This window comes from Herbidospora cretacea, from assembly GCF_001570605.1.
Classification (GTDB): Bacteria; Actinomycetota; Actinomycetes; order Streptosporangiales; family Streptosporangiaceae; genus Herbidospora; species Herbidospora cretacea.
This window is the reverse complement of the sequence record NZ_BBXG01000001.1, coordinates 464449-488366: the sequence shown is the minus strand read 5'-3', so window position 1 is coordinate 488366 and position 23918 is coordinate 464449. Positions and strand designations below refer to the sequence as shown.

The window sequence follows — 23918 nt, the reverse complement described above, 5'->3', positions numbered from 1 at the left end:
TTCCTTGCACATCTCTCTTTCAGGGATGACAGGTGACCGTGACACTGGGGTGATGTCAGCAGCCCTCCCCGCCTCATCCGCCCCCGGGCTCCCGCCGCTGCGGGGCCGCGACGCCGAACTGACCGCCCTCCGGGGGCTGCTCGCCGGGGCGCGGGCCGGGTCGGGGGGCGCCCTGCTGCTGGTCGGCGCGGCGGGCACGGGCAAGTCGGCGCTGCTCGACGTCTGCGCCGCCGAGGCCGCCGACCTGCTGGTCCTGCGCGCGCGGGGGGTGGCGTGCGAACGCGAACTCCCCTACGCCGGGCTGCACGGCCTGCTGCGGCCCCTCCGCGACCGGCTCGCCGCGCTGCCGGCCGCCCAGGGCGAGGCGCTGACCGAGGCGCTCGACCTGGGGACGCCGACGGGGCGGCTGGTCGTCCCGGCGGCGGTGCTCACGCTGCTGTCCCTGGCGGCGGCCGAACGGCCGGTGGTCGCGGTCGTCGACGACCTGCACCACTTCGACGCGCCCAGCCGCGAGGCGCTGCTGTTCACCGCCCGGCGCCTGGCCGGTGAACCGGTGGCGCTCCTGCTGGGCGCGCGGGCCGACGTCTGGGCCGGGGCGGTGCCGGTCAGGGCGGTGGAGTGCCTGGACGAACGGGCCGCCCACGAGCTCACCGACGACCTGGTCAGCGGCGGCCTGCCCGACGAGGTGCGGGCCGCGCTCGACCAGATCGCGCGCGGGAACCCGCTGGCGCTCACCGAACTCGCCCTCGCCCTCACGCCCGAGCAGCTCGCCGGGACGGCCGCCCCTCCGGCGACGCTGCCGCGCGAGGGGCGGCTGTGGCGGACGTACGCGAACCAGATCGCGAACCTGCCCGGCCCGACGCGGGACCTGCTGCTCCTGCTGGCCGCCGACCCCCGGCTCGACCCGGCCACGCTGCTGAAGGCCTTCGACGGCGATCCGTTCACCGCGCTGGAGGCGGCCGAGCGGGCCGGGATCGTCGAGGTCAGCGGGGAGCGGTTCCGGTTCCGCGACCCGGCGGCCGGGCCGGTCGTCTACCACAACGCCTCCCTGCTGGCCCGGCGCGCCGCGCACCGGTCGCTCGCCGGGGCACTGGCCCACCACCGGCTCCGGCGGGCCTGGCACCGGGCCGCCGCGCTCGACGGGCCGCCCGAGGAACTGGCCGACGAACTGGAGGCCGCCGCCACCGCGACCGGCGCGCCCTGCCCGTTCCCCGAACTGTCGCTCGCCTACGAACGGGCCGCCGAGCTGAGCACCCGCGACGACACCAAGGCCACCCGGCTGGCCGCCGCCGCGCAGTACGCCCGGCTCGAAGGCCGCCCGCACCGGGCGCACGCCCTGCTCGACCGGCTCCGCAGCGGCACCATCTCCGCCGAGCTCCGCCAGCAGGCCGAGAGCATCCGCGCCCGGCTGGAGTTACGCGGCGGCGAGACCAGCTTCGCCCGCGACGAGCTCCTCGCGGTCGCCGCCTCCCTGCTCGAACGCGACCGCACGATGGCGGTGCGCGCGCTGGTCCGCGCCGCCGAGGCCAGCTACCTGGCCGGGGACCACCAGCGGTTCGTCGTCATCGCCCGCGACGCCCTGACGCTGCGGCGCGACGACGACCCGCCCGCGATCCGGCTGATGTTCGAGTACCTGACCGGCATGGCCGAGTCGTTCCGGGGCCGCCACGCCGAGGCGGCGGGCCCGCTGCGCCGGGTCGTCGAGCTCGCGCCGCTGGTGCACAGCCCGTCCGTGCTGGTGTGGGCGGCCGTGTCGAGCCTGATGCTGGGCGACGACGCGCAGGCGTTCCGGCTCTCCACCCGGGCGGTCGAGACGGCCCGCGCGCTGGGCGCGGTGGCGACCGTGCCGCAGGTGCTGGAGTTCGCGATCAACAGCGAGTACTGGCTCGGCCGGTACGCCTCGGCCGCCGCCAACGCCTCGGAGGGGCTGCGGCTGGCGCAGGAGACCGGCCAGCGCGGCAGCGCCGGGCAGCACCTCGGGTGGCTGTCGATGATGGCGGCGGTGCAGGGCGACGAGGAGACCGTCCAGACGCGGGCCCGCGCCGCGATCGAGGTCGCCGGGGCCCACGGGGTGAGCATCGCCGGAGCCCTCGGCAACTGGGCGCTCGCCCAGATCGACCTGGCCTCGGGCCGCCCGGCGGCGGCGGTCCACCGGCTGCGGCCGACCGCGCGGGCCGACGTGCGCAACACCCATCTGGTCGTGCAGGTCAGCGCGACCCCTCACTTCGTCGAGGCCGCCGCCCGCACCGGCGAGCGCGACCAGGCCGCCCGCGCCTCGCGCGTCTTCGAGCGCTGGGCCGAGAGCACCGGCAGCCCCGACCGGCGGGCGCTCGCCGTGCGCTGCCGCGCCCTGCTCGCCCCGACCGGCGCCGCCGACGAACTGTTCCGCACCGCCCTCGACCTGCACCACCAGGGCTTCTCCGAGTTCGAGACGGCCAGGACCGAGCTGCTGTACGGCTCCGCCCTGCGCCGCGACCGGCGGCCGGGCGCGGCCCGCGAGCACCTGTACAGCGCCCTCGACACCTTCGAGCGGTACGGGGCCCGGCTCTGGGTCGACCAGGCTCGGAGCGAGCTGCGCGCGGCTGGCGAGGCGGTCAGGACGACCCGGCCGAAGGCGGCGGAGGAACTGACCGCCCAGCAGTTCCAGATCGCCCGGATGGTCGCCGACGGGGCGACGAACCGGGAGGTCGCGGCCCAGCTCTACCTGAGCCCCCGGACGGTGGAACACCATCTGCGCAACATCTTCGCCAAGCTCGACATCCGCTCCCGCGTCGACCTGGTGCGGCTGCTGACCTGACGCGGTCAGGCCCCCGGGTCCAGGACGACGGCGTCGAACAGGTCGCCGTAGTCGTGGTCGCGGGCGAGGTGGAGGTAGCCGTCGGCGTCGAGACGCCCCCGTTCCCCGGTGCGCAGCACGCCGCGCAGGTCGTCGCCCCTGGCCAGGTCGGCCGCCGAGCGGACGGAGCCCATGCCGACGGTGTCGCCCTCGTAGACGACCTCGCCGCGCACGATGGACAGCCGTCCGCCGGGCAGCGCCGGGCCCACGGAACCGGGGCGGGACCGGCCGGGCGGGGTGGCGGCGACGCCGTACAGGAGGGAGGAGAAGCCCTCCGGCGGCGCGCCGCCGATCATGGTGAGGTTCCGCAGCGACCGGACGGGGGCCCAGCCGAGGCGGCGCAGCAGCGCGAAGACGCGCGGCGAGGCGGCGAACGACCCGCACGCCCAGCGTTCGGCGGCGGCCCAGAACTCCGCGCCCGCCACCGAGCCCTCGGCCGCGACGACGGCCGCCCCGGCGGCGAGGTGGGCGTTGAGCAGCGCCAGGCCCGCGCCGGTGTACAGGGGCGGGCTGGTCAGGGTGGCCTCGCCGGAGCGGATGCGCAGCGCCCGCGCCACCGCCTCCCCCTCGGCCTGCACGGCCCGGCGGGACAGGCGCATCCCGCCGGGCCCGTCCAGGAGCACCACCGCCAGATCCGGGTGGACCGGGGCGCCGGGGTCCGTGCGCACCCAGGCGCGCCCGTCGACGCGGTATCCGGGCGGTGGCGCCCCCGGCGCCCCGAGCAGGGCGGCCGGCGCGAACCGGGTCACGAGCTCGGCCGCGCGGGACCGGACGAGCCGTGGATCGACCGGCGCCACCGGACGCCCCGAGCGCAGCGCGGCCAGGTAGGTGACGATCACCTCGGCCGTGGCGGGCGCGGCCAGCATCAGCAGCCCCTGGGGCAGCCGGGCCAGCCGCAGCGTGACGCGCTGGACGGCCCGCCGCAGCACGGGCCCGTAGTAGACGTCGTCGGTGCGCGCGTCGATCACCCGGGCGTCCCGCGCGTCCGGCGCGGGAGTGTCCTGCCCGGACTCACCCGGCCGCGCGGATGCCCGGCCGCGTGGAGGATTCGGGGCGAGCCCGGACAGGAGCCGGGGGTGCGGGACGGCGGCGCAGATCCGCTGCGGAGGCATGGGGCGCTCCTCGATCCGAGGGGGGCGTGCTCTGGGACCGTGAGCGTAGGACGGGGCGAATCGGGGAGCCACGACTGGTTCCAAATATTGGAACAAATGGGCCCTTAGCCTGCCAGGCGGGCCGCCCGGAGGGTCACCGCCAGCTCGTGGCCCGCGCGCCGGACCTCCGCCTCGGCCGAGCCGTTCTGCAGGACCCTGATCGGGCCCGAGACCCCCACCGCGACCACGCCGAAGTTCGGCACGCCCAGCACCGGCACCGCGATCGCGCTCAGCCCCTGGACGTACTCCTCGACGCACCACGCCACGCCCTGGCGGCGGACCACCGCGAGCTGGCGTTCCAGGACGCCGGGGTCGGTGATGGTGCGGTCGGTGTGGCGGCGCAGCGGCACCCGGAGGTCGGGCGGGCCGCCCTGGTAGGCCAGCAGCACCTTGCCGGCCGCCGTGCAGTGGACCGGCGCGAGCTCGGCGGTCCGCCACAGGGCCCTGGAGTGGGTCCGGGGGTAGAGGGTCATCACGTACTCCGCCTGGCGGTCGGTCAGGACCGCGATGGAGACGATCTGGTGGGTGTGGTCGTACAGCTCCAGCAGGTGGGGGGTGGCCATGCGGCGCAGCCACTGGAACTGGCGGACCCGCTCGGGCTGGGCGTAGGTGCGCAGGGTGGCCGCGACGCGGTAGTCGGCGCCGGTGCGGCCGACGAGGTCGTCCGCCTCCAGCGCGGCCAGCAGCCGGTGCACCGTGGACTTGGGCATCTGGACCTGGCGTGCCAGGGTGGTGAGGCTGACCGGCTCCGGCGAGGTCGCCAGAGTGCGCAGGACGATCATGGCTTTGGCCAGCGTGCCGATCCGTTCCATGACGGCCCCTTCAGTGACGTCCCCGAAAAAAACCGACCGGAATGTATTTTTATAGGGCCGACTCGGGGCGAACTGAAGGGGGGACAGGAGATCCTGTCCGTCAGGTGAGGGCGAGCGCCTCGGCCCGGCGCACGGTGGTCCGGGGCGAGGGTTCGGCCTGGATCCCGAAGAGCACGACGCGCCACATCTCGCGCAGCCGCTCCTCGGTGTCGGCGCGGCCCATGGTGTCGCTGACCTGGAAGACGCCGAAGAAGGAGCCGACGACGACGCGCGCGGCCTCCTCGGCGGTGACGCCCTCGGCGAGCTCGCCGGCCCGCTCGGCCGCCTCGAAAACCTCGGTGAACGCGATCTCCCAGGCGCCCACGTTGCGGTCGAGGGCCAGCCGGGCGCCGGCCCGCATGACCGGCTCGTCGCGGAACGCCCTGGTGATGGCGAAGGTCAGCGCGACCACGATGACGACCGGGTCGGACTCCTCGGTGCAGAAGCGCCGGACCAGGGCGGGCCAGCGTTCGAGCTGGCGCTCGACGATCGCCTCGGCCACCGACTCCTTGTTGGGGTAGTGGAAGTAGATCGCCCCCTTGGTCACGCCGGCCCGCTCGTGGATCTCGGTCAGGCTGGTACCGGCGTACCCGTTGGCCGCGAAGATCTCGGCGGCCGCGCGGAGCAGCCGTTCACGGGTCGCCAGTGCACGCTGCTGCACGGCCCTCGCCTCCTACCGGGCCCCGACCCCACAGACGCGACCCGCTCAGAGGTTAACACGGGAAGAATCTCCCAAAAAGGGTAACGGACCCACTACGGAGAATCACGGGCTATTTCCCTATTTTGTGGTCGAGTCATTCGAATGCAAACTCGTAATTGACACTCCGAAGATCGCCCCTGCATTATTGATCCGTTCGGCCAGCCCAATGAGGTTTCTCGCGCGGGCCCCCTGAATTGTTTTCGCTTCGCGGCAGGAACAGGAGACGAGTTGACCGTTGAGAACGAGCAATTGAGCCTGGGCACGGCGGCGGCCAGGAAACTGGCCACCACCACCAAAACCGTGCCCCAGATGCAGGGCATCAGCAGCCGGTGGCTGCTCAAGGTCCTGCCCTGGGTCCAGGTCTCCGGCGGCGCCTACCGCGTCAACCGCCGCCTGTCCTACGCCGTCGGCGACGGCCGGGTCACCTTCACCGTCCAGTCAGGCCAGGTCCGGGTCATCCCGGCCGAACTGACCGAACTCCCCCTGCTCCGCGGTTTCGACGACCCCGACACCCTGACCGCCCTGTCCGAACGCTTCACCCAGCGCGAGTTCTCCCCCGGCGACGTCATCGTGGAGGCCGGCCGGCCCGCCGACCAGGTGATCCTGGTCGCCCACGGCAAGCTCACCAAGATCGGCACCGGCCCCTACGGCGACCAGGTGGCGCTGGGCCTGCTGGCCGACGGCGACCATCTCGGCGACCACACCCTGCTGGCCTCCGGCACCTGGGACTACACGGTCAAGGCCACCACGGCCGGCACCCTGCTGACCCTCCCCCGCAGTGAGTTCGAGCGGCTCGTCGAGCAGTCCGACACCCTGCGCGCCCACGTCGAGTCCTACCAGGCCGGCTCCGGCCGGCCGCAGGACGAATACGGCGAGCACGCCATCGAGCTGTCCTCCGGCCACCACGGCGAGACCGCCCTGCCGGGCACGTTCGTCGACTACGAGACCTCACCCCGCGAATACGAGCTGAGCGTCGCCCAGACCGTGCTCCGGGTGCACTCGCGGGTGGCCGACCTCTACAACGACCCGATGGACCAGATCGAGCAGCAGCTCCGGCTCACCATCGAGGCGCTGCGCGAGCGCCAGGAACACGAGATCGTCAACAACCGCGAGTTCGGCCTGCTCGCCAACGCCGACCTCAAGCAGCGCACCCACACCCGATCGGGCCCGCCCACCCCCGACGACGTCGACGAGTTGCTGTCGCTGGTGTGGCGGGAGCCGTCGTACATCCTGGCCCACCCGCTCGCGATCTCGGCCTTCGGCCGCGAGTGCAGCGCCCGCGGGGTCTACCCGGCCAGCGTCGACGTCGGGGGGCACCACTTCCCGTCGTGGCGCGGGGTGCCGATCCTGCCCTGCAACAAGCTTCCGGTGACCGAGACCCGCACCTCCTCGATGGTCGTGATGCGGCTCGGCGAGGAGAAGCAGGGGGTGGTCGGCCTCCACCAGGTCGGCATCCCCGACGAATACCAGCCGTCGCTGTCGGTGCGCTTCATGGGCATCGACGAGAAGGCCATCATCAAATATCTGGTGAGCGCCTACTATTCGGCCGCGATCCTCGTCCCCGACGCCGTCGGAATTCTGGAGAACGTCGAAGTCGGTCATTAACAAATGGTTCCCCCAGGGCGGCCCGTGCGTGAATTCCTCGGGCCGCCCTTTTTGTTTACCATCAGCAAGGGAGTGGCGTGAACGATCAACTGAGCCTGGGCACGGCGGCGGCCAGAAAACTGGCCACCACCACCAAAACCGTCCCCCAGATGCAGGGCATCAGCAGCCGGTGGCTGCTCAAGGTCCTGCCCTGGGTCCAGGTCTCCGGCGGCGCCTACCGCGTCAACCGCCGCCTGTCCTACGCCGTCGGCGACGGCCGGGTCACCTTCACCGTCCAGTCAGGCCAGGTCCGGGTCATCCCGGCCGAGCTCACCGAACTCCCCCTCCTTCGCGGTTTCGACGACCCCGAGGCGCTGGAGGCGCTCGCGGGCCGTTTCGCCCAGCGTGACTTCGCCGCCGGCGACGTCATCGCCGGGCAGGGCGACCAGGCCGACGAGGTGATCCTGGTCGCCCACGGCAAGCTCACCAAGGTCGGCGCCGGCGCCTACGGCGGGGAGACCGCGCTCGGCCTGCTCGGCGACGGCGACCACGTCGGCGACCACGCCCTGCTCGCCCCCGGCACGTGGGACTTCACCGTGAAGGCCACGACGGCGGGCACGGTGCTGACGCTCGACCGGCGCGCGTTCCAGGAACTGACCGACCGCTACGAGACGCTCCAGGCCCATGTGGAGGCCTACCGGAACAGCCCGGAGAGGCCGCAGGACCGCCACGGCCAGGCGGAGATCGCGCTCGCGGCCGGCCACCACGGCGAGGCCGCGCTACCGGGCACGTTCGTCGACTACGAGACCTCACCCCGTGAATACGAGCTGAGCGTCGCCCAGACGGTCCTGCGGGTGCACTCGCGCGTCGCCGACCTCTACAACGACCCGATGGACCAGGTCGAGCAGCAGCTCCGGCTCACCATCGAGGCGCTGCGCGAGCGCCAGGAGCACGAGATCGTCAACAACCGCGAGTTCGGGCTGCTCGCCAACGCCGACCTGAAGCAGCGCCTCCCTTCGCGGTCGGGCCCGCCCACCCCCGACGACATGGACGACCTGCTCTGCCGCCGCCGCAAGACGCAGTACTTCGTGGCCCACCCCCAGGCCATCGCCGCGTTCGGCCGTGAGTGCACCAAACGCGGCGTCTACCCGACCGGCGTCGAGGTGGAGGGGGTCCGGCTGACGGCCTGGCGGGGCGTGCCGATCCTGCCGTGCAACAAGCTGCCGATCAGCGAGGCCCGGACCACCTCGATCATGGCCATGCGCCTGGGCGAGGACAACCAAGGCGTGGTGGGCCTGCACCAGACCGGCATCCCCGACGAATACCAGCCGGGCCTGAACGTGCGGTTCATGGGCATCGACGACCGCGCGGTGATCAACTACCTGGTCAGCGCCTACTACTCCGCCGCGATCCTCATCCCCGACGCGCTGGGCGTCCTGGAGAACGTCGAGCTAGGGCACCGATGACGACGACCGAGACGGGGGCTCGCGACGTCGCGGAGGTGCTCGCGTGGAGCCGTGACCTGGTGCGGCCGGCGCTCCGGGCGGCGGTCGACTCGCTGCCCGCGTCGATGCGGCACATCTCCGGCTACCACATGGGCTGGTGGGACGAGCGGGGCCGCCCGATCACCACCGGTTCCGGCAAGTCGGTCCGCCCCGCGCTGGCCCTGCTGGCCGCCGAGGCGGCAGGCGGATCGGCGGAGGGGGCGCTGCCGGCGGCGGTGGCGGTCGAGCTCGTCCACGACTTCTCGCTGCTGCACGACGACGTGATGGACGGCGACGCGACGCGGCGGCACCGACCGACGGCGTGGCGGGTGTTCGGGGTGAGCCAGGCGATCCTGGCCGGGGACGCGCTGGTGTCGCTGGCGTTCGCGCGGCTGGCCGAGAGCGGTCATCCGCTGGCCCACGAGGGGGCCGGGCTGCTGAACGCCACGGTGCTCGACCTGCTCGACGGCCAGAGCGCCGACGTCGGGTTCGAGGACCGGGCCGACGTGACCCTGCCCGAGTGCATGCGGATGGCCGGGTCGAAGACCGGCGCGCTGATCGCGTGCGCCTGCGCGCTCGGCGCCCTCTACGGGGGCGCAGACGCCACGGCCGTCGGGCACCTGCGGGCCTTCGGGGCCGAGCTCGGGCTGGCGTTCCAGCTGGCCGACGACCTGCTGGGCATCTGGGGCGACCCGGCGGTGACCGGCAAGCCGGTCTTCTCCGACCTGGCCAACCGGAAGAAGTCGCTGCCGGTGGTGGCCGCGCTCACGTCCACGACCGACGAGGCCGTGGAGCTGGCCGAGATCTACCGGTCGGCCGCGGTCCTGTCGGAGGCCGAGCTGGCCAGGGCCGCCGACCTGGTGGAGCGGGCCGGTGGCCGCGACTGGTGCCGCGAGACCGCCGACGGCCTGCTCGCGCGGGCCGCCGCCCACCTGGCGGACGCGGGCTGCGCGCCCCGCCCGGCGGCCGAGCTCATCGGGCTGTCCACGCTGATGGCGAGGCGGACCCTCTAGCGCAGACGGTGGGGCTGGGCGGCGACGAGGACGCCCAGCACCCCGAACGTGCCGACCAGCCAGACAGCGCTGACGATCACGCTGAAGGTGTCGCCGCCCAGGATCGAGGCGGCCATCGTGACCGGGAACCACGCCCCGGCCAGCAGCGGCAGCCAGCGCAGCGCCCCCTCCAGGCGCTTCTGGACCGCCATGACGATCCCGAGCACCAGCAGGAGCAGCTGGCTGAGCGGCCAGCAGGCGTCGACCACGGCCAGCCAGAGCGGGAACTCGTCGTGGGTGGCGTAGCCGAACGACAGGGCGTTGAGCACGAACGCGCCGGTCAGCGTGGCCATCAGGACGTACGGGAGGAAGCGGGTCACCCCGTCGCCCGCCAGCCGCAGCCGGGCCACGACCACGATCCAGGCGAGCACGCCGACGACGAAGAGCATGCCGGTGACGGTGTCGAGGGTCTGGATGCCCTCGTAGATCCTGTCGCCGACGATCAGCGTGCCGATCGCCCACGCGGTGGCGCCGAAGGCGAGGAGCAGGCCGGCCGGGCGGACCTGCGCGGTGAGAGTGGAGTTCATGGGGCACACATTGGCGATCTCCCGTCCCGGGCGGCCAGGGAGCGGGTGTCCCGTCCTTTCCGGGACTCCGGTCCCTGCCGGGAATGTCCGGTCGTGTGGCACGCTTTCCGGATGCTCCCCTCCGTCTCGCGCCGCGCCCTGGCCGCCCTGGCGATCTCGGCGTTCTGCCTGGTCGCGGCGGTGTCGGCGACGTGGGCGGACCTCCTCACGGGGGACGCGGCCCGGCCCGGCCCGATCGCGTTCACCTCGTGGTCGTCGACGGTGCCCGGGGTGGCGCTGGCGGTCGCGGGGGCGGTGCTGGCGCTGCGGCTGCCCCGCCACGCGATGACCTGGATCCTGCTCGCGGGCGGGCTGACCACCGCGCTGAACGGGGTGGGGGCGGCGTACGCGGCCTGGTCGATCACCCGGCACGGCGGCGCGCTGCCGCTGACCGCGCCCGCCTTCTACGCGGGGGCGCGGCTCGGGCCGTTCATGAACCTGGTGCCGGTGCTCGTCCTGCTGTTCTTCCCCGACGGGCGGCTGCCGTCGGCGCGGTGGCGGTGGCCGGCCCGGCTGAGCCTGGCCGGGACCGGGTTCGCGGTGCTGGTGTTCCTGGCCGTCCCGTGGCGGGTCGTGGAGCCGGGGGCGTCGTGGCCGGGGCTCGACGTCGCGATCGCGCGCCTGCCCGACGACGTGTGGCGGGTGCTGCTGGGGTTCGCGCCGGTCCTGATCGCGGTGACGCTGGTGGTGTCGGTGGCGGCGTTCGCGGCCCGGTTCCGGGGCGCCGGCCGGATGCGGCGGGCGCAGCTGCGCTGGATGCTGCTGGCCGGGCTGCTCAACGCGCTGCTGCTGGCCGCGCCCCTGGTGGCGGGGTGGCTGCCGGCCGACGCGGTGTTCGTGGCGACGACCGTGGCGCTGGCCGCCGCGGTGCTGGTCGCGGTCGGCCGCTACCGGCTCTACGACATCGACCCGGTCCTGGGCTGGACCCTCGTGTACGGCGCCCTGGCCGCCACCGTGGTCGGCATCGACGTGGCGGTCTTCGCGGGCCTCAGCGTCCTGGTCGAGGAGCCCGCGGCGGCGGTGCTGGCGGCCGGGGTGGTCGCGGTGCTCTACGCCCCGCTGCGCACCTGGATCCAGCGCAGGGTCGGCGGGCTGCTGCGCGGCGAGCCCTATGACGTGGTGTCGGCGCTGGCCCGCCGCCTGGAGGAGAGCGCGGGCCCGGAGGAGCTGCTGCTCGCGGTGGCCACCGCCGTGGCGTCGGCCTTCCGGTCCCCTTATGTACGGGTGGAGCTCGACCGCGCGGGCGGCGGGGTCATGGCCGTCGAGCACGGCGCGCGGCGCGACGACGGGGTGGTCGTGCTGCCGTTCGCCTACCGCGACGTCGAGATCGGCAGGCTGACCCTGGTCCCCCGGGCCGGGACCCGGCTGGCCGAGGCCGACCAGCGGCTGCTGGCCGACGTGGTCAGGCAGGCGGCGGCGGCCGTGCGGGCCACCGCGCTCACCGAGGAGCTCCAGCAGAGCCGCGAACGCCTGGTCGGCGGGGTCGAGGAGGAGCGCAGGCGGCTGCGCCGCGACCTCCACGACGGCCTCGGCCCGACGCTGGCGGCGGCGGCGCTGAAGGTCGAGGCGGCCGGGAACCTGATGGACCGCGACCCGGCGCTGGCCCGGGAGGCGCTGGGCCAGGTGCGCGGCGACCTGTCGACGGTGCTGGCCGACGTCCGGCGGCTGGTCCACGACCTGCGTCCCCCGGCGCTCGACCAGTTCGGCCTGGCCGGGGCCCTGCGCCAGGCGGCCGAGCGCTTCGGCGAGGGCACGGTGCCGATCGTGGTGTCCGCCGACGGCGACCTGTCCGGGCTCCCGGCGGCGGCGGAGGTGGCGGCGTACCGGATCGGGTGTGAGGCGATGGTGAACGTGACCCGGCACGCGCGGGCGGCCCGCTGCGAGGTGCGGCTGACCGCGACCGGCGGCACGCTGGAGGTCGAGATCGTGGACGACGGGCGCGGCCTGCGCCCCGGAGACGCGCGCACGGGAGAAGGGACCGGGGTGGGCTTGCTGGCCATGCGCGAACGCGCCGAGGAACTGGGCGGCCGGTGCACGATCACCGCCGGTCCGGCCGGGACGAGGGTGCACGCGGTGCTGCCCCTGGCGGTGCCCGCGTGACCCGGGTGCTGATCGCCGACGACCACCCCGTCTACCGCGACGGGCTGCGCATGCTGCTGGCCTCCACCGGCGAGGTCGACGTGGTCGGCACCGCCGCCGACGGCGGCGAGGCGGTCGCCAAAGCTCTCGACCTGCGCCCGGACGTCGTCGTGATGGACCTCCAGATGCCCGTCATGGACGGCGTGACCGCGACCCAGCGGATCGTGGCCGAGCTCCCCCAGGCCGGCGTGCTGGTGCTGACCATGCACGACGACGACGAGAGCGTCTTCTCGGCGATGCGGGCCGGGGCCCGCGGCTACCTGGTCAAGGGCGCCGACCAGACCGAGATCCTGCGCGCGGTCAAAGCCGTCGCGGGCGGTGAGGTGATCTTCGGCCCGGCGCTGGCCTCCCGGGTGACCCGGTTCTTCGCCCGCCTCCCGGCGGAGCCGTTCCCCCAGCTCACCGCGCGCGAGCGGGAGGTCCTGGAGCTGATCGCGGCGGGCCTGTCGAACCGGCAGATCGCCGAGCGCCTCTGCCTGGCCCCGAAGACGGTCCGCAACAACGTGTCGAACGTGTTCGCCAAGCTCCAGGTCGCCGACCGCGCCCAGGCGATCGTCCAGGCCCGCGAAGCCGGTTTGGGCCGTTAGGTGTAGGTGTCGAGGGCGAGCTTGACCGCCACGGCCAGCCCGGCCACGGCGGTCAGGATCCGCAGCGACTGGCCCGGCAGCCGCCGGGCGATGAAGGGCCCGATCCAGCCGCCGACGATCATCCCGAGGGCCAGCGGCACGACCACGTCCCACCGCACCGGCCCGAAGAGGACGAACCCGACGGCCGCGACGCCGTTGGACCCCATGGCGATGACGTTCTTCACCGCGTTGACGTGGGCCGGGCTCTGGTCGAGCGCCGCCGCCAGGATGGCGAACATGATCACCCCGCCGGCCGCCCCGAAATAGCCGGTGTAGATCGCGACGGCGTACACGCCCGCATAGAGGCTCGCCCCGTGGAGGGCCGCGGACCTGGGCGCCCGGAGCAGCAGCAGCGACGCGCCCGCGACCAGCACGGGCGCGACCAGTTCGAACGCGCGCGGCGGCGTGAGCAGCAGCAGCGCGGCCCCGGTCGCGCCGCCGAGCGCCGTCGCGGTCAGCAGCCGCCACACCAGCGGCGCCTGCCCCTTGAGCTCCGGCCGCGACGCGACCGCCGACCCGAGCCCGGTGAAGGTGAGCGCGACGGTGTTGGTGACGTTGGCGGCCAGCGGCGGCAGCCCGAAGGCGAGCAGGGCCGGGTAGGAGACGATCGACGCGAGCGAGACGACGGTGCTCACGATCCCCGTCGCGACCCCCACCAGGGCAAGGACGAGGAATGCCACGCACCGAACTCAATCACAAGATCATTTCAGTACGCGGCCGGGGACGACGGCACCGCCTTCGGCGTCACCCGGTGGTCGCTGAGATGCAGGTCCCCGCCCAGGTCGGGCCGCAGCTTGTCGAGCGTCTCCCGGGTCCCGAGCACGGTCCAGAGCCGCCCCACGAGATGCGGGTTGTACTCGGGCGCCTGGTCCATCCAGGCGTCCTTGCCCTTCTCGGTGGCGAAGGTGTTGACGAAGAACTCCCCGGCCTTGGTCGAGCAGGCCCCGGTCCGGAGGTCCTCGGCGTCGACCTGGATCTTCACTTTGCACCCGACCTTCTCGGCGAGCTCCTCGACGGTCGGCGCGGGCCCCGCGTCCACCTTGGCGGCCGCGGCCGGAAGCGGGTCGGATTCCTGGTAGGCCACCCCCGCGGGCGAGTCGCCACCCGAACAGGCGGACAGCGACACGACGGCCAGGGCGGCGACGGCAAGGGCGGCATGGCGCGAAACAGTCAGCACGCTCGGGGATACGCGGGGCGGATAACGAAGGTTCAACGCGGGTGAACCTCAGTGACACCTGAGGCGTCCTGTCTGGCAAGGGAGGCCCGAATGGAAGTCCTGGACAACCTCCTGGACGAGGATCTCCGTTTGGAGCTCGTCCTCGTGGAGGCCCTCCACTGGGAAGCCGATCGGCTGGCCGCCCCGGCCGATCACTGAAAGGCACCACAGTCCCGCCCCTCGACGTGAGGGGCGGGACTCGTGCATGCGGGGCCTTTTTACGGGAAGTGCCCGATCCATCCGCTCTCAAGGGGGTTTTCCAGATGACCGATGTCGTGGTGGTGGGTGGAGGCGTCGTCGGCCTCACAACGGCGATCGCCCTGAACGAGGCCGGTCTCCGGACCGTCGTCTGGACCGCCGAGGTCCCCCGCCGGACCACCTCGGCCGTCGCGGGCGCCCTCCTCGGCGGCCCCGTCACGGCGGAGCCCCACGAGGACGCGGTGCGGTGGCGGCAGGTCAGCCTGGAGATCTTCGACGAGCTGGCGACCCGCCCGCACACGGGCGTCACCGCCGCCCGTGGCCGCATGGTCTCCCGGCGCGGACCGCAGCCCCCCGACTGGGCCCCCGGCCTGCCCGGCTTCGCCGAGTGCTCCCCCGAGGAGCTGGCCGGATATCCGGCGGGCTTCTGGATGACCAGCCCCGTCGCGGACATGCCCTGTTACCTCGACTACCTGGTCGACCGGCTGTGCAAGTCGGGCGGCGACATCGAGGTGTGCACCGTGGCCTCCCTCGAACAGCCGACCTCGGCCGCCCCCGTGGTGATCAACTGCGCCGGCGTGGCCGGCGGGACCCTGGCCTGCGACGACTCGGTGACCCCCGTGCGCGGCCAGCACGTGGTCGTGGAGAACCCCGGCCTGACCGAGTTCTTCTACGAGGTCGGCCCCGACGACGACTGGACCGGCTTCTTCCCGCACGGCGACCGCGTGGTCCTGGGCGGCAACGCGCGCCGGGGCGACTGGAACCTGGAGCCGGACGACCGGCAGACGGCCGACATCGTCAAGCGCTGCGCCGAGATCGAGCCGCGCCTGGCCGACGCCCGCGTGATCAAGGTGGACGTGGGGCTGCGTCCGGGGCGCCCGTCGATCCGGCTGGAGGAGCAGCAGGTGGACCAGGGCCGGCTGATCCACAACTACGGGCACGGCGGCGTGGGGGTCAGCATGAGCTGGGGCTGCGCCCTCGACGTGGTGAAGATGGTCTCGGCCTGACGCCGGTGGAGAACACTTTTCCTCCGTTGGAGCGTCATGACCTGGCACTATCATCCCCGGCATGGGAATCGTCACGTTCGTCAGGCATGAATGGACCCCCACCCTGGGCCCGCGTGATCCGATCAGGCCAGGCGAGAAATTGGATCTGGCGATCAGCCTGGCCCGGGTCGTGGTGGTCAACGGGCGCGCCTCCCATGCCGGGAGCATAAGCGGATCCTTTTTCTCGCTGATGCTCGAATCCCAATTGCTGGCCACCGCGCTTGACAACACCGAAACAGGCGGCGTTCACTCCTTGCGCAGAAGCAGGGCGTTCGACTGCTCGTCCCTGCACATCAAGTCGTTCGTCATCACGAGTGCGGGTCTCGGGCTGCTGACGGCGAGCCTGGAAAGCCTGATCATCCAAGAGCGGCTCGAACCGTTCCAGGTGCAGCATTTCGACCTGATGCCGGCCACGACCCCGAAAGGTCCGAGCGGCGGGAACTCCAGGCCGGACCTATTGATCAACCTGCCGGACGGCCGCCTCCTGGTCGGTGAGGCGAAAGGCCGACGGAACGGTTCGGAACGCATCACCCAAGACAAGCGGAAATTCCTGAAGAAATTACACGCATGGACGTCATCCAGTGAATACGAAGGGTGTCCCCTCGCACTGAGCTGGGCGTCGATACTCGAAGACAAGACCATTGTCAGTCTGTTTCACACGGATCCCGACAAGGATGTGGAGCCCGTTCCCGAGGATCGCCAGGACCATCAACCCGCCTACAGCGAGCGCCTGGTGGCAGAGCCCCCGGACGTCATCCTTCCTCCCGAGCCGGCGGTGCTCGATCGCGAGTGGGAGGACGTGGCCAGGAACCTGACTGAGGTGACCTTGCGGGAGTATCGCGACGATCCCCTGTTCTGGTCCGCGCCGGAGCCTCTCCCCGAGAATCATTTCCTCGCCGGAGTTCCCATCCGCGGCGAGTGGTCATCTCTGGGATCGAGCGGGCGCTCGATATTCGTCGGCGTTTTCAAGCAGCCGCCGGAAGGTGAGTCGCTGGTGCGAATCCGACGAGCTTACGCGGCCGGCCTCGAACGCAACGCGGTCTCTCCTCTCGACGTCGCCACGGAAGGACGCCTGCTGTTCGCCATCGCCCAGAACAGGGAACTGGCCACCTGGAGAGCACTTCGCCGGACCATCGAGGGATAGTCCCAGGCGGTCAGGACAGGTGGCGTTCGACGGACGCCACCTTCTCCGTCATCCTGCCCGGCTCGCCCGTGCGGATGTCGGCCTTCAGGACCAGGCTCACGCGGTCGCAGCGAGCCTCGACGGCGGCCACCGCCGCCTGCACGACCGCCATCACCTGGTCCCAGGTCTCGCCCTCGATCGTGGTGAACATCGAGTCGGTGCGGTTCGGGAGGCCGGAGGCGCGGACCACGCGGACGGCCTCGGCGACGTACTCCCCCACCTCCTCGCCCGCGCCGATGGGGGTGACGCTGAACGCGACGAGCACCGACATGACCTGACCTGCTCTCTTGGTAGCGTTGGACCCCAATTATCCGCGCCGGGAGAGTCCTGAACCGATGAAGCCCCCCACGACGGCCACCGTCATCGACGACGCGTCCCGGCCCCGGTCGCCCAAGCGGGATCTGGCCGCGCTCTCGCCCCGGCAGCGGCAGATCGGCCACCGGCTCGTCCTCATCCACGATCATCTGCGGCAGGAGCTGGCCCGCATCGTCGAGGCCGTGGAGCAGGTCGCCGAGGGGCGGGCCGAGGCGGGGGCGGTGCGGTCGCTGATCAACGAGCTGACCATGCGGCAGAACTACTGGACGCTGGGGAGTTTCTGCGCGTCGTACTGCCGCGTGCTGACCGTCCACCACTCGATCGAGGACGCCCACATGTTCCCCGGGCTGGTGGCGGCGCAGGAGTCGCTGGCGCCGGTGATCGAGCGGCTGGAGGCCGAGCACGAGGTCATCGCCGGCCTGCTGACCGGGCTCGACGCGGCGCTGGTGGCGATGGTGACCGAGCCATCGGGGCTCGACGTCGTGCGTGGTCAGGTCACGGCGCTGTCGGAGGCGCTGCTGTCGCACCTGGCGTACGAGGAGGAGGAGCTGGTCGAGCCGCTGTCGCGGCTCGAACTCGACGTCTGACCAGGGCTCAGGCCGGTCCGGCGGACCGTTCGGCGACCAGCTGGAAGACCCGCTTGAACTCCGCGTACGCCTCCTCGCCGACCGCGCGCGCGTGCTCGGCCTCCATCTCCACGAGGACGGCGTCCGACTTCTCCATGTGGTCGAGGCCCCGCTCGGTGGGCACCACGAGTTTGGCCCGGCGGTCGGCCGGGTCGGGGCGGCGTTCGACGTACCCGAGGGCGACCAGTTCGTCGACCAGGGTGCCGATCACCTGTTTGTGCTGGCCCGACTGGGCGGCCAGGTCGGAGGCCCGGCTGCCCTCGGCGTCGAGGTAGGCCAGCACCGCGCCGTGCCGGGGCCTGACGTCGGCGTGGCCCAGCTCCGACAGGCGCGTGAACAGCTCCTTCTGCAGGCTGAACAGCGTGCGGCCGGACAGGATCCCCAGGTCGGGCCGCTCCCGCTTGCGCTCGCTCCGTCGCATGGCCGACCTCCATTTAGTCACTAATTTTGACTGTCACTATTTCTTACTATATCGTCGGGGCGTACACGATCACCGGAAAAGGGGACATCGCGATGACCATTCTCATCACCGGAGCCAACGGCACCGTCTCCAGGGAGGTGCTGAACTCGCTTCGGGGCACCGAGGATCTGCGGGTGCTGGTGCGCGACCGGGCCAAGGCGCCCGCGGGCGTCGAGGTGGCGGTCGGCGACCTGCACCACCCCGAGACGCTCGACCAGGCGTTCAAGGGCGTCGACAAGGTCTGGCTGCTCACCGCCATGGGCCCCGACGCCACCCACGCCAGCAGCAACGCGGTCTGGGCCGCCCGGCAGGCGGGGGTGCGCCACGTCGTCCGCATGTCGGCCATCGGCGCCGGCCACGACGCCCCGACCCGCAACGGACGGCTGCACGCCCTGTCGGACCTCGAACTCGCCGCCTCCGGCCTCGGCTGGACCGTCGTCCGCCCGGCCTACTTCATGCAGAACGTCCTCGGCTCGGTCAGCGGCGGCACCTTCTACGGCGCTCCCGGCGAGGGCCGCGTCGGCATGATCGACGTGCGGGACATCGCCGACTTCGCCGCCGCCGTGCTCCGCGACCCCGCGCCGCACCACGGGCAGACCTACACGATCACCGGCCCGGAGTCGGTCCGGCTGCGCGACGTGACCGGCACCCTGTCCGAGGTGGCCGGCGGCAGACTCGCCTTCCAGCCGGTGCGCCCCGACGACGCCTACCCCGTGCTGCTGAACGCCGGGATGAAGGAGTGGGACGCCGCCGTCACGACGGAGTACCTGCGGGCCTACGACGCGGGCTGGGGCGACTACACCACCCCGACGTTCACCGAGGTGACGGGCCGGCCGGGCCGCACCTTCCCGGAGTTCGCCCGCGACCACGCCGACCGGATCGGCGGCTGAGGGCCGCGCGGCGATCAGGAGTCGACAGGGCGGCCAACAGGGGGACCCGGTCCGGCGCGGTCGTCACACCGCCGCCCCCGCCCATGCCGCCAGCAGCACCAGCGCCGCCACCACCAGCACGACCGCGCCCGCCTGCTGCCAGACCGGCCGGAGTCCGCGGGCGGGCCGGGCGATCCTGGCGAGCATCTCCTCACGCATCCCCGGCAGGAGCACCGGCACCAGCGCCGGAAGGTAGGGCCGCAGCGCCTCCTCGGCCCTCTTCTCGCACTCGTGGCAGGCCCGCACGTGCCGTTCGACGGCCGTTCCGGCCCTGACCAGGCATTCGGGCGCCTCCCTGGCCAGCACCAGGAGCCGGAAGCCGCCCGTCACCGCCCGGCGCAGGTCGCGCAGCATCGACCCCGCCCTCGGCAGGTCCACGCAGCAGGTCTCGGCAACCTCGCGGCAGTCGGCGCCCCGGCGGAAGACCAGGTCGTAGAGACGCCGGTCCCGGGACGGCAGCCCGGCCGCCACCCGGTCCAGCAGGCGGCGGACCTGCTCGTCCGAAGGGCCCCCGAGCGGCACGCAGCCCACATGGTCCGCCCACGGCGCCCAGGGGGCGTGGTCGTGGTAGGCGGCGATCAGGTTCTCGTGGAGGTCCTCGACGTCCACCTGGCCGCAGCGGCAGGCGGCGACCCCCCGGACCTGCCGGTCGTAGATCGCGGTGAAGGCGCGCTCGCGCGGGGATCGGTCCATCCCTGCCAGAGTGGGGCCGGTGGACCGGGGGTTTCCGTTTCCGTACGAATCTTTCCGGGCCTCAGCCGTCCTGGAGCACCGACAGGACGTTCCCGGCCGGGTCGGTGAACCAGGCGATCAATGGGCCGTTCTGGCGGTAGATGCCCTTCTCGTCGGTGCCGCCGTACACGAGGAACTCCACGCCCCGCTCGCGGAGTTCGTCGACGGCCGCCTCGATGTCCGGCACCGGGAAGTTCAGCACGGTGAACTCGGCCGGGACGTGGTTGGGCTTCGGGTAGACGAGGATGTCGTGGCCGCCGGCGATGTGCAGGCGGAGCATCCCGTTGCTCTCCGAGACGCGCAGGCCGAGGGTCTCCTCGTAGAACTTCCTGGCGGCGCCGATGTCGACGACGGAGAACCCGCTGAAAGCCCGGGTGTCCTCGAACATGTGGCCCCCTCCGGTTCGATGGCGGGCAGGATTCCACCCTAACCCGGGCCCGATAAGAGGAAGATTGCGTCATACCCGCATGAAAGGAGTCCCCATGGAGGTCACACTTCGCCCGGTCCGGGCCAAGGATCTCGATCTCTTCGAGCGGGAACGCTCCGATCGGGAGGGCACCGGCCAGTACCAGTGGTTCGGGCACCGCTCGCCGCAGCCGTTCCTCCGGGAGTTCGCCGAGAACGGGTTCCTCAGTCCCGACTCGGGGCGGCTCACGATCGAGGGCGACGGGGTCGTGGTCGGGTGGGTGACGTGGTGGATGAACTCGTGGGGGCCCGATCTGACCTCCTGGTGCTGGTCGACGGGGATCTGCGTGTTCTCCGGCTATCGCGGCAAGGGCATCGGCACGCAGGCGCAGGTCCAGCTCGCCGCCTACCTGTTCGCGCACACCCGCGCCGAGCGGATCCAGTCGTTCACCGACGCCGAGAACGTGGCCGAGCAGCGGGCGCTGGAGAAGGCCGGGTTCGTCCGCGAGGGGGTGCTGCGCCGGGCGCAGTGGCGGGAGGGCGCGTGGCACGATCAGGTGCTCTTCTCGGCGCTGCGGCCCTGAAAGGCCCCGATGATCGTGTACGGCGCCGCGAGCGCCGCGAACAGCACCCACGACGGGGCCAGCTCCGACCCGAGGCCGTAGAAGGCGAAGGTCAGGACCGCCATGACCTCGGTGCCCAGGCCCGACATCGAGGTCACGGTCGCGCGTGAGCGGTCCGACAGCCCGTCCTGGAGGCGGGCGTCGGCCGCCGCGATGGCCCACTGGATCGCCCCGAACGCGGCGGCGACCAGCACGAACCCCCATGGGCTCCGGACGGCCGCTCCCGCGATCAGCGCCAGGCCGCCCGCGCAGGTGATCGGACCGGCCCAGCGCAGCCCGCGCCCGGCCAGGAACCCGCCGATCGCGAACCCGGCCGAGACCAGGACCATCAGCGGCGGCACCGCCTCGTCGCCGACGCCGGTGCCCTGGGCGAGCAGCGGCAGATACTCGTCAAACGCCGACAGCCCGGTCACCGCCGAGACCAGCGCCAGCCGCCGCAGCAGCGTCTTCGACCTGCTGACCTCGCGGAACCCGGCTCTGAGCACGTCGAGGTAGCCGTCGGCCTCCTCGGGCTGCTCGCGGGTCTCGGGGAGGGTGCGGGCGATCAGGGCGGCGGCCACGAGGGTGGCCATGGAGGCGACGCCGACCGCCTGGTAGCCGCCGAACGCCATGGCGGGGCCCGCGACGGCGCTGGCGATCATCATGGCGGTGGTGCCGACGGCCTCGGCGCGGCCGGTGATCCGGGGGTAGGCGCCGGAGGCGTCGAGGCGGGCGAGTTCCTCGTACACCAGGGCTTCCGACGTGCCCGAGCTGATCGCGGTCGCGACGCCCCAGAGCACGAACCCGGCCACGAACGACCAGTAGCCCGGCAGGAACGTCCACAGCCCGAAGCCCGCCGCGGTGAGCAGGGGCGACAGCACCAGCAGGCGGCGGCGCGAGAAGGCGTCGGCCCACGCGCCGGAGGGGATCTCCAGCAGGAACGACGTCAGCGACCAGATGACGAACAGCGTCGAGATCTGGCCCGCGGAGAGCCCGTGGTCGGCGAAGAGGAGCGCGTAGACGGGATAGAGGAGGACGAACTCCTCGAAGAACGCCAGGGCGTAGAGACGCCGGGCGAAACGGGACTCAGGTGTGGATCAATGTCGCCAGGTCATGCCCGCACCCTAACGAACCCCCACGAACCGGCGCACATGGTTTTCCGGGGCATACCGAGGGATCACCCCGTGACGGGGAGAGGCGGGAGCGGGTGGTGAGCGCCGGATACGGTGCTCGCCGGAGACGGCGGCCGGGGCCGGGGTAGGCGTGAGCCGTAACGGAAGAAGCTCATGGCTTTTGACGTGGCCCCGGGGCGCGGCGGAAGGTGAAGGGTTCGCTCTCGCGGCCGGAGACGACGAACCAGCACTCGCCGGTGCCCTCGCCGGCGAGGAGTTTCTCGAAGGCGTCGACGACGTCGGCGACCTCCATGATCGGGAAGCCCTCGGCTTCGAGCATCACGCGGCTGTCGCCCAGGATCGCGGTGTCGGCGAAGGACGGGCAGAGGGCCTGGACCCTGATGTTGTCGGGTTCCAGGGACACGCCGAGCGAGCGGACCAGGCCGACGACGGCGTGCTTGTTCGCGGCGTAGATCGGGTCGACGGGGATGCCGACGATGCCGGCCATCGAGGCGGTCGCGACGATGGTGCCGCCGCCGGAGGCCTTCAGGGCGGGGAGGGCGGCGTGCACGCCGAAGACGACGCCGTCGAGGTTGACGCCCATCGCGCGGCGGTAGAGGGCCGGGTCGAAGTCGTCGCCGACCCCGCAGCCGGAGGCCACGCCCGCGTTGAGGAAGACCAGGTCGAGGCGGCCGTGGCGGTCCATCACGTGGTCGACGGCCCTGAGGTTGTCCTCCAGGCGGGAGACGTCGCAGTGGACGTCGGCGGGCTCGGCGACGTCCGCGACGACGACGGTCGTGCCCGACTCCCGCAGGCGGCGGGCGACGCCGGCGCCGATGCCGCTGCTTCCTCCGGTGACCAAAGCGATCCTCACAGCGGCAGTCCTCCGGTCGCGGCCCTGGTGGAGCCGGTGTCACGATAGGCGGCGATGGTGCGTTCGGCGATGCGCATCTGGTGGATCTCGTCGGCGCCGTCGGCGAACCTGGCCCAGCGGGCGTGCTGGAACATGCTCGCGAGCGGGGTGTCGGTCGAGTAGCCCAGCGCGCCGTGGACCTGGATGGCCCGGTCGACGATGCGGTTCAGACTGCCCGCGACGAAGTGCTTGGCCATGGAGACCTCGGTGCGGAAGTCGTCGCCTTTGTCGATCTTCGAGGCGGCGTGCAGGACCATGAGCTTGCACTGGTAGAGCTCCATCGCCGAGTCGGCGATCAGCCACTGGATGCCCTGTTTGTCGGCCAGCAGCGAGCCGTGGCTGTAGCGGTTGAGGGCCCGGTCGACCATCATGTCGAGCGCCGTCTCGGCCTGGGAGATCCAGCGCATGCAGTGGGCCAGCCGGGCGGGACCGAGGCGGTACTGGCCCAGGCGATGGCCGTTGCCCCGGCCGCCGAGGATCTGGCTCGATGGAAGGCGCAGGTCCTCGATCACGATCTCGCTGTGGCCGGTCGAGCCGTGCATCGTCTCGACCTCCCGCACGTCCGTCCAGCCCGGAGAGGGGATGTCGACGAGGAAGGCCGTGGTCGCGCCGCGCTGTCCTTCCGGGACGTCGGGTTCGGTGCGGGCGATGAGGATCGCGAAGTTCGCCCGGCGGGCGTTGGAGATGAACCACTTGTGGCCGTTGACCACCCATTCGTCGCCGTCCTGGACGGCGGTCGTCCGGATCAGCGTCGGGTCGGAGCCGGCCACCTCGGGCTCGGTCATCGCGAAGCACGACATGACCCGGCCCTGGAGCAGCGGCGTGAGGTACTTCTCCTTCTGCGCCTCGTCGGCCCAGTGGTGCAGCGTGTGCATGTTGCCCTCGTCGGGGGCCTGGCAGTTGAGCACCCACGGGCCGAGCCGCGTCTTGGCCGCCTCCGACTGGACCATGGCCAGCGCGACGTGGCCGAGGCCCATGCCGCCGACCTCCTTGGGCATGTGGGGCAGCCAGAGCCCTTCGGCCTTGGCCTTCTCGCGCAGGGCGAAGATCGTGCGGAGGTAGTCGTCGCGGGACAGGCCCTCGGTCTTCGCCGGGACGACGACGTCCTGGACGAACGCGCGGACCCGGCGGCGGATCTCCTCGTGCTCGGGATCGAGCGTGAAGTCGATGGCCATACGCGTAATATTAATGC

At 72.3% G+C, this 23918-nt stretch carries 24 protein-coding genes; 11 read left to right on the top strand and 13 right to left on the bottom strand.

Features of this window, described 5'->3' with window-relative positions; translation table 11 throughout:
• Positions 1–52: 52 nt before the first annotated feature.
• Positions 53–2797 carry a helix-turn-helix transcriptional regulator gene (locus AW270_RS01425; RefSeq protein ID WP_063819048.1) on the top strand — a complete coding sequence of 915 codons (2745 nt, stop codon included), beginning with the start codon at positions 53–55 and terminating at the stop codon, positions 2795–2797.
• A gap of 5 nt (positions 2798–2802) precedes the next feature.
• Here the strand turns inward: AW270_RS01425 and AW270_RS01420 are convergent, their stop codons facing one another.
• From AW270_RS01420 to AW270_RS01410, 3 genes are all read right to left on the bottom strand, one after another.
• Positions 2803–3948 carry an acyl-CoA synthetase family protein gene (locus tag AW270_RS01420; RefSeq protein WP_157521606.1) on the bottom strand — a complete coding sequence of 382 codons (1146 nt, stop codon included), beginning with the start codon at positions 3946–3948 and terminating at the stop codon, positions 2803–2805.
• Between the two features lie 104 nt (positions 3949–4052).
• Positions 4053–4799, bottom strand: coding sequence for an IclR family transcriptional regulator (locus tag AW270_RS01415; protein WP_061289505.1), 747 nt, complete (start codon positions 4797–4799; stop codon positions 4053–4055).
• A 100-nt stretch (positions 4800–4899) separates the two neighbouring features.
• The gene (locus AW270_RS01410) at positions 4900–5499 is read right to left on the bottom strand and encodes a ScbR family autoregulator-binding transcription factor (RefSeq protein WP_061289502.1); all 600 of its coding nucleotides are present in this window, start codon (positions 5497–5499) and stop codon (positions 4900–4902) included.
• Positions 5500–5766: 267 nt separating this feature from the next.
• On the opposite strand from AW270_RS01410, the gene AW270_RS01405 reads away from it, so the two are divergent.
• From AW270_RS01405 to AW270_RS01395, 3 genes are all read left to right on the top strand, one after another.
• A complete protein-coding gene (locus AW270_RS01405) occupies positions 5767–7143 on the top strand; it encodes a family 2B encapsulin nanocompartment shell protein (RefSeq protein WP_061289499.1) in 1377 nt (458 codons plus the stop codon).
• A 77-nt stretch (positions 7144–7220) separates the two neighbouring features.
• Positions 7221–8588 (top strand): family 2B encapsulin nanocompartment shell protein, encoded by a 1368-nt coding sequence (locus tag AW270_RS01400; RefSeq protein WP_245674520.1) that lies wholly within the window; start codon positions 7221–7223, stop codon positions 8586–8588.
• Positions 8585–9619, top strand: coding sequence for a family 2 encapsulin nanocompartment cargo protein polyprenyl transferase (locus tag AW270_RS01395; RefSeq protein WP_061289493.1), 1035 nt, complete (start codon positions 8585–8587; stop codon positions 9617–9619). Before AW270_RS01400 ends, AW270_RS01395 begins: the two co-directional genes overlap by 4 nt.
• On the opposite strand, the gene AW270_RS01390 is transcribed toward AW270_RS01395, so the two are convergent.
• Positions 9616–10185 (bottom strand): hypothetical protein, encoded by a 570-nt coding sequence (locus AW270_RS01390; RefSeq protein WP_061289490.1) that lies wholly within the window; start codon positions 10183–10185, stop codon positions 9616–9618. The two genes, AW270_RS01395 and AW270_RS01390, sit on opposite strands and share 4 nt — an antisense overlap.
• Before the next feature lie 111 nt (positions 10186–10296).
• Between AW270_RS01390 and AW270_RS01385 the strand changes: the two genes are divergently transcribed.
• Both AW270_RS01385 and AW270_RS01380 read left to right on the top strand, forming a co-directional pair.
• Positions 10297–12324, top strand: coding sequence for a sensor histidine kinase (locus AW270_RS01385; RefSeq protein WP_061289488.1), 2028 nt, complete (start codon positions 10297–10299; stop codon positions 12322–12324).
• Positions 12321–12950, top strand: coding sequence for a response regulator transcription factor (locus AW270_RS01380; protein WP_218009047.1), 630 nt, complete (start codon positions 12321–12323; stop codon positions 12948–12950). Before AW270_RS01385 ends, AW270_RS01380 begins: the two co-directional genes overlap by 4 nt.
• On the opposite strand, the gene AW270_RS01375 is transcribed toward AW270_RS01380, so the two are convergent.
• Both AW270_RS01375 and AW270_RS01370 read right to left on the bottom strand, forming a co-directional pair.
• Positions 12947–13669, bottom strand: a complete 723-nt coding sequence (locus AW270_RS01375; RefSeq protein WP_061289485.1) for a sulfite exporter TauE/SafE family protein — start codon at positions 13667–13669, stop codon at positions 12947–12949. The genes AW270_RS01380 and AW270_RS01375 overlap by 4 nt on opposite strands.
• Positions 13670–13695: 26 nt before the next feature.
• Complete coding sequence (locus AW270_RS01370; protein WP_061289482.1) at positions 13696–14166, bottom strand: hypothetical protein; 471 nt, start codon at positions 14164–14166, stop codon at positions 13696–13698.
• Positions 14167–14468: 302 nt separating this feature from the next.
• On the opposite strand from AW270_RS01370, the gene AW270_RS01365 reads away from it, so the two are divergent.
• Positions 14469–15410, top strand: a complete 942-nt coding sequence (locus tag AW270_RS01365) for an FAD-dependent oxidoreductase (RefSeq protein WP_061289479.1) — start codon at positions 14469–14471, stop codon at positions 15408–15410.
• A gap of 61 nt (positions 15411–15471) precedes the next feature.
• Entirely contained in the window at positions 15472–16593 is a 1122-nt protein-coding gene (locus AW270_RS01360) for a hypothetical protein (RefSeq protein WP_061289476.1), read from the top strand.
• 10 nt (positions 16594–16603) lie between these two features.
• Here the strand turns inward: AW270_RS01360 and AW270_RS01355 are convergent, their stop codons facing one another.
• Positions 16604–16903, bottom strand: coding sequence for an MTH1187 family thiamine-binding protein (locus AW270_RS01355; protein ID WP_061289472.1), 300 nt, complete (start codon positions 16901–16903; stop codon positions 16604–16606).
• A gap of 64 nt (positions 16904–16967) precedes the next feature.
• Between AW270_RS01355 and AW270_RS01350 the strand changes: the two genes are divergently transcribed.
• Entirely contained in the window at positions 16968–17534 is a 567-nt protein-coding gene (locus AW270_RS01350) for a hemerythrin domain-containing protein (protein ID WP_061289467.1), read from the top strand.
• 7 nt (positions 17535–17541) lie between these two features.
• On the opposite strand, the gene AW270_RS01345 is transcribed toward AW270_RS01350, so the two are convergent.
• Positions 17542–17994, bottom strand: coding sequence for a MarR family winged helix-turn-helix transcriptional regulator (locus AW270_RS01345; protein ID WP_061289464.1), 453 nt, complete (start codon positions 17992–17994; stop codon positions 17542–17544).
• Positions 17995–18086: 92 nt separating this feature from the next.
• On the opposite strand from AW270_RS01345, the gene AW270_RS01340 reads away from it, so the two are divergent.
• Positions 18087–18923 (top strand): SDR family oxidoreductase, encoded by an 837-nt coding sequence (locus AW270_RS01340; protein WP_061289460.1) that lies wholly within the window; start codon positions 18087–18089, stop codon positions 18921–18923.
• A gap of 63 nt (positions 18924–18986) precedes the next feature.
• On the opposite strand, the gene AW270_RS01335 is transcribed toward AW270_RS01340, so the two are convergent.
• Both AW270_RS01335 and AW270_RS01330 read right to left on the bottom strand, forming a co-directional pair.
• The gene (locus AW270_RS01335; RefSeq protein WP_061289458.1) at positions 18987–19655 is read right to left on the bottom strand and encodes a hypothetical protein; all 669 of its coding nucleotides are present in this window, start codon (positions 19653–19655) and stop codon (positions 18987–18989) included.
• A 61-nt stretch (positions 19656–19716) separates the two neighbouring features.
• Positions 19717–20082 carry a VOC family protein gene (locus tag AW270_RS01330; RefSeq protein ID WP_061289455.1) on the bottom strand — a complete coding sequence of 122 codons (366 nt, stop codon included), beginning with the start codon at positions 20080–20082 and terminating at the stop codon, positions 19717–19719.
• Positions 20083–20176: 94 nt separating this feature from the next.
• Between AW270_RS01330 and AW270_RS01325 the strand changes: the two genes are divergently transcribed.
• Positions 20177–20683, top strand: a complete 507-nt coding sequence (locus tag AW270_RS01325; protein ID WP_061289452.1) for a GNAT family N-acetyltransferase — start codon at positions 20177–20179, stop codon at positions 20681–20683.
• Here AW270_RS01325 and AW270_RS01320 read toward each other — a convergent pair.
• The 3 genes from AW270_RS01320 to AW270_RS01310 form a co-directional block, all read right to left on the bottom strand.
• A complete protein-coding gene (locus AW270_RS01320; RefSeq protein ID WP_061289449.1) occupies positions 20653–21759 on the bottom strand; it encodes an MFS transporter in 1107 nt (368 codons plus the stop codon). The genes AW270_RS01325 and AW270_RS01320 overlap by 31 nt on opposite strands.
• A 226-nt stretch (positions 21760–21985) precedes the next feature.
• Positions 21986–22687, bottom strand: a complete 702-nt coding sequence (locus AW270_RS01315; protein WP_061289446.1) for an SDR family oxidoreductase — start codon at positions 22685–22687, stop codon at positions 21986–21988.
• Entirely contained in the window at positions 22684–23901 is a 1218-nt protein-coding gene (locus AW270_RS01310) for an acyl-CoA dehydrogenase family protein (protein ID WP_061289443.1), read from the bottom strand. Before AW270_RS01310 ends, AW270_RS01315 begins: the two co-directional genes overlap by 4 nt.
• Positions 23902–23918 lie beyond the last annotated feature (17 nt).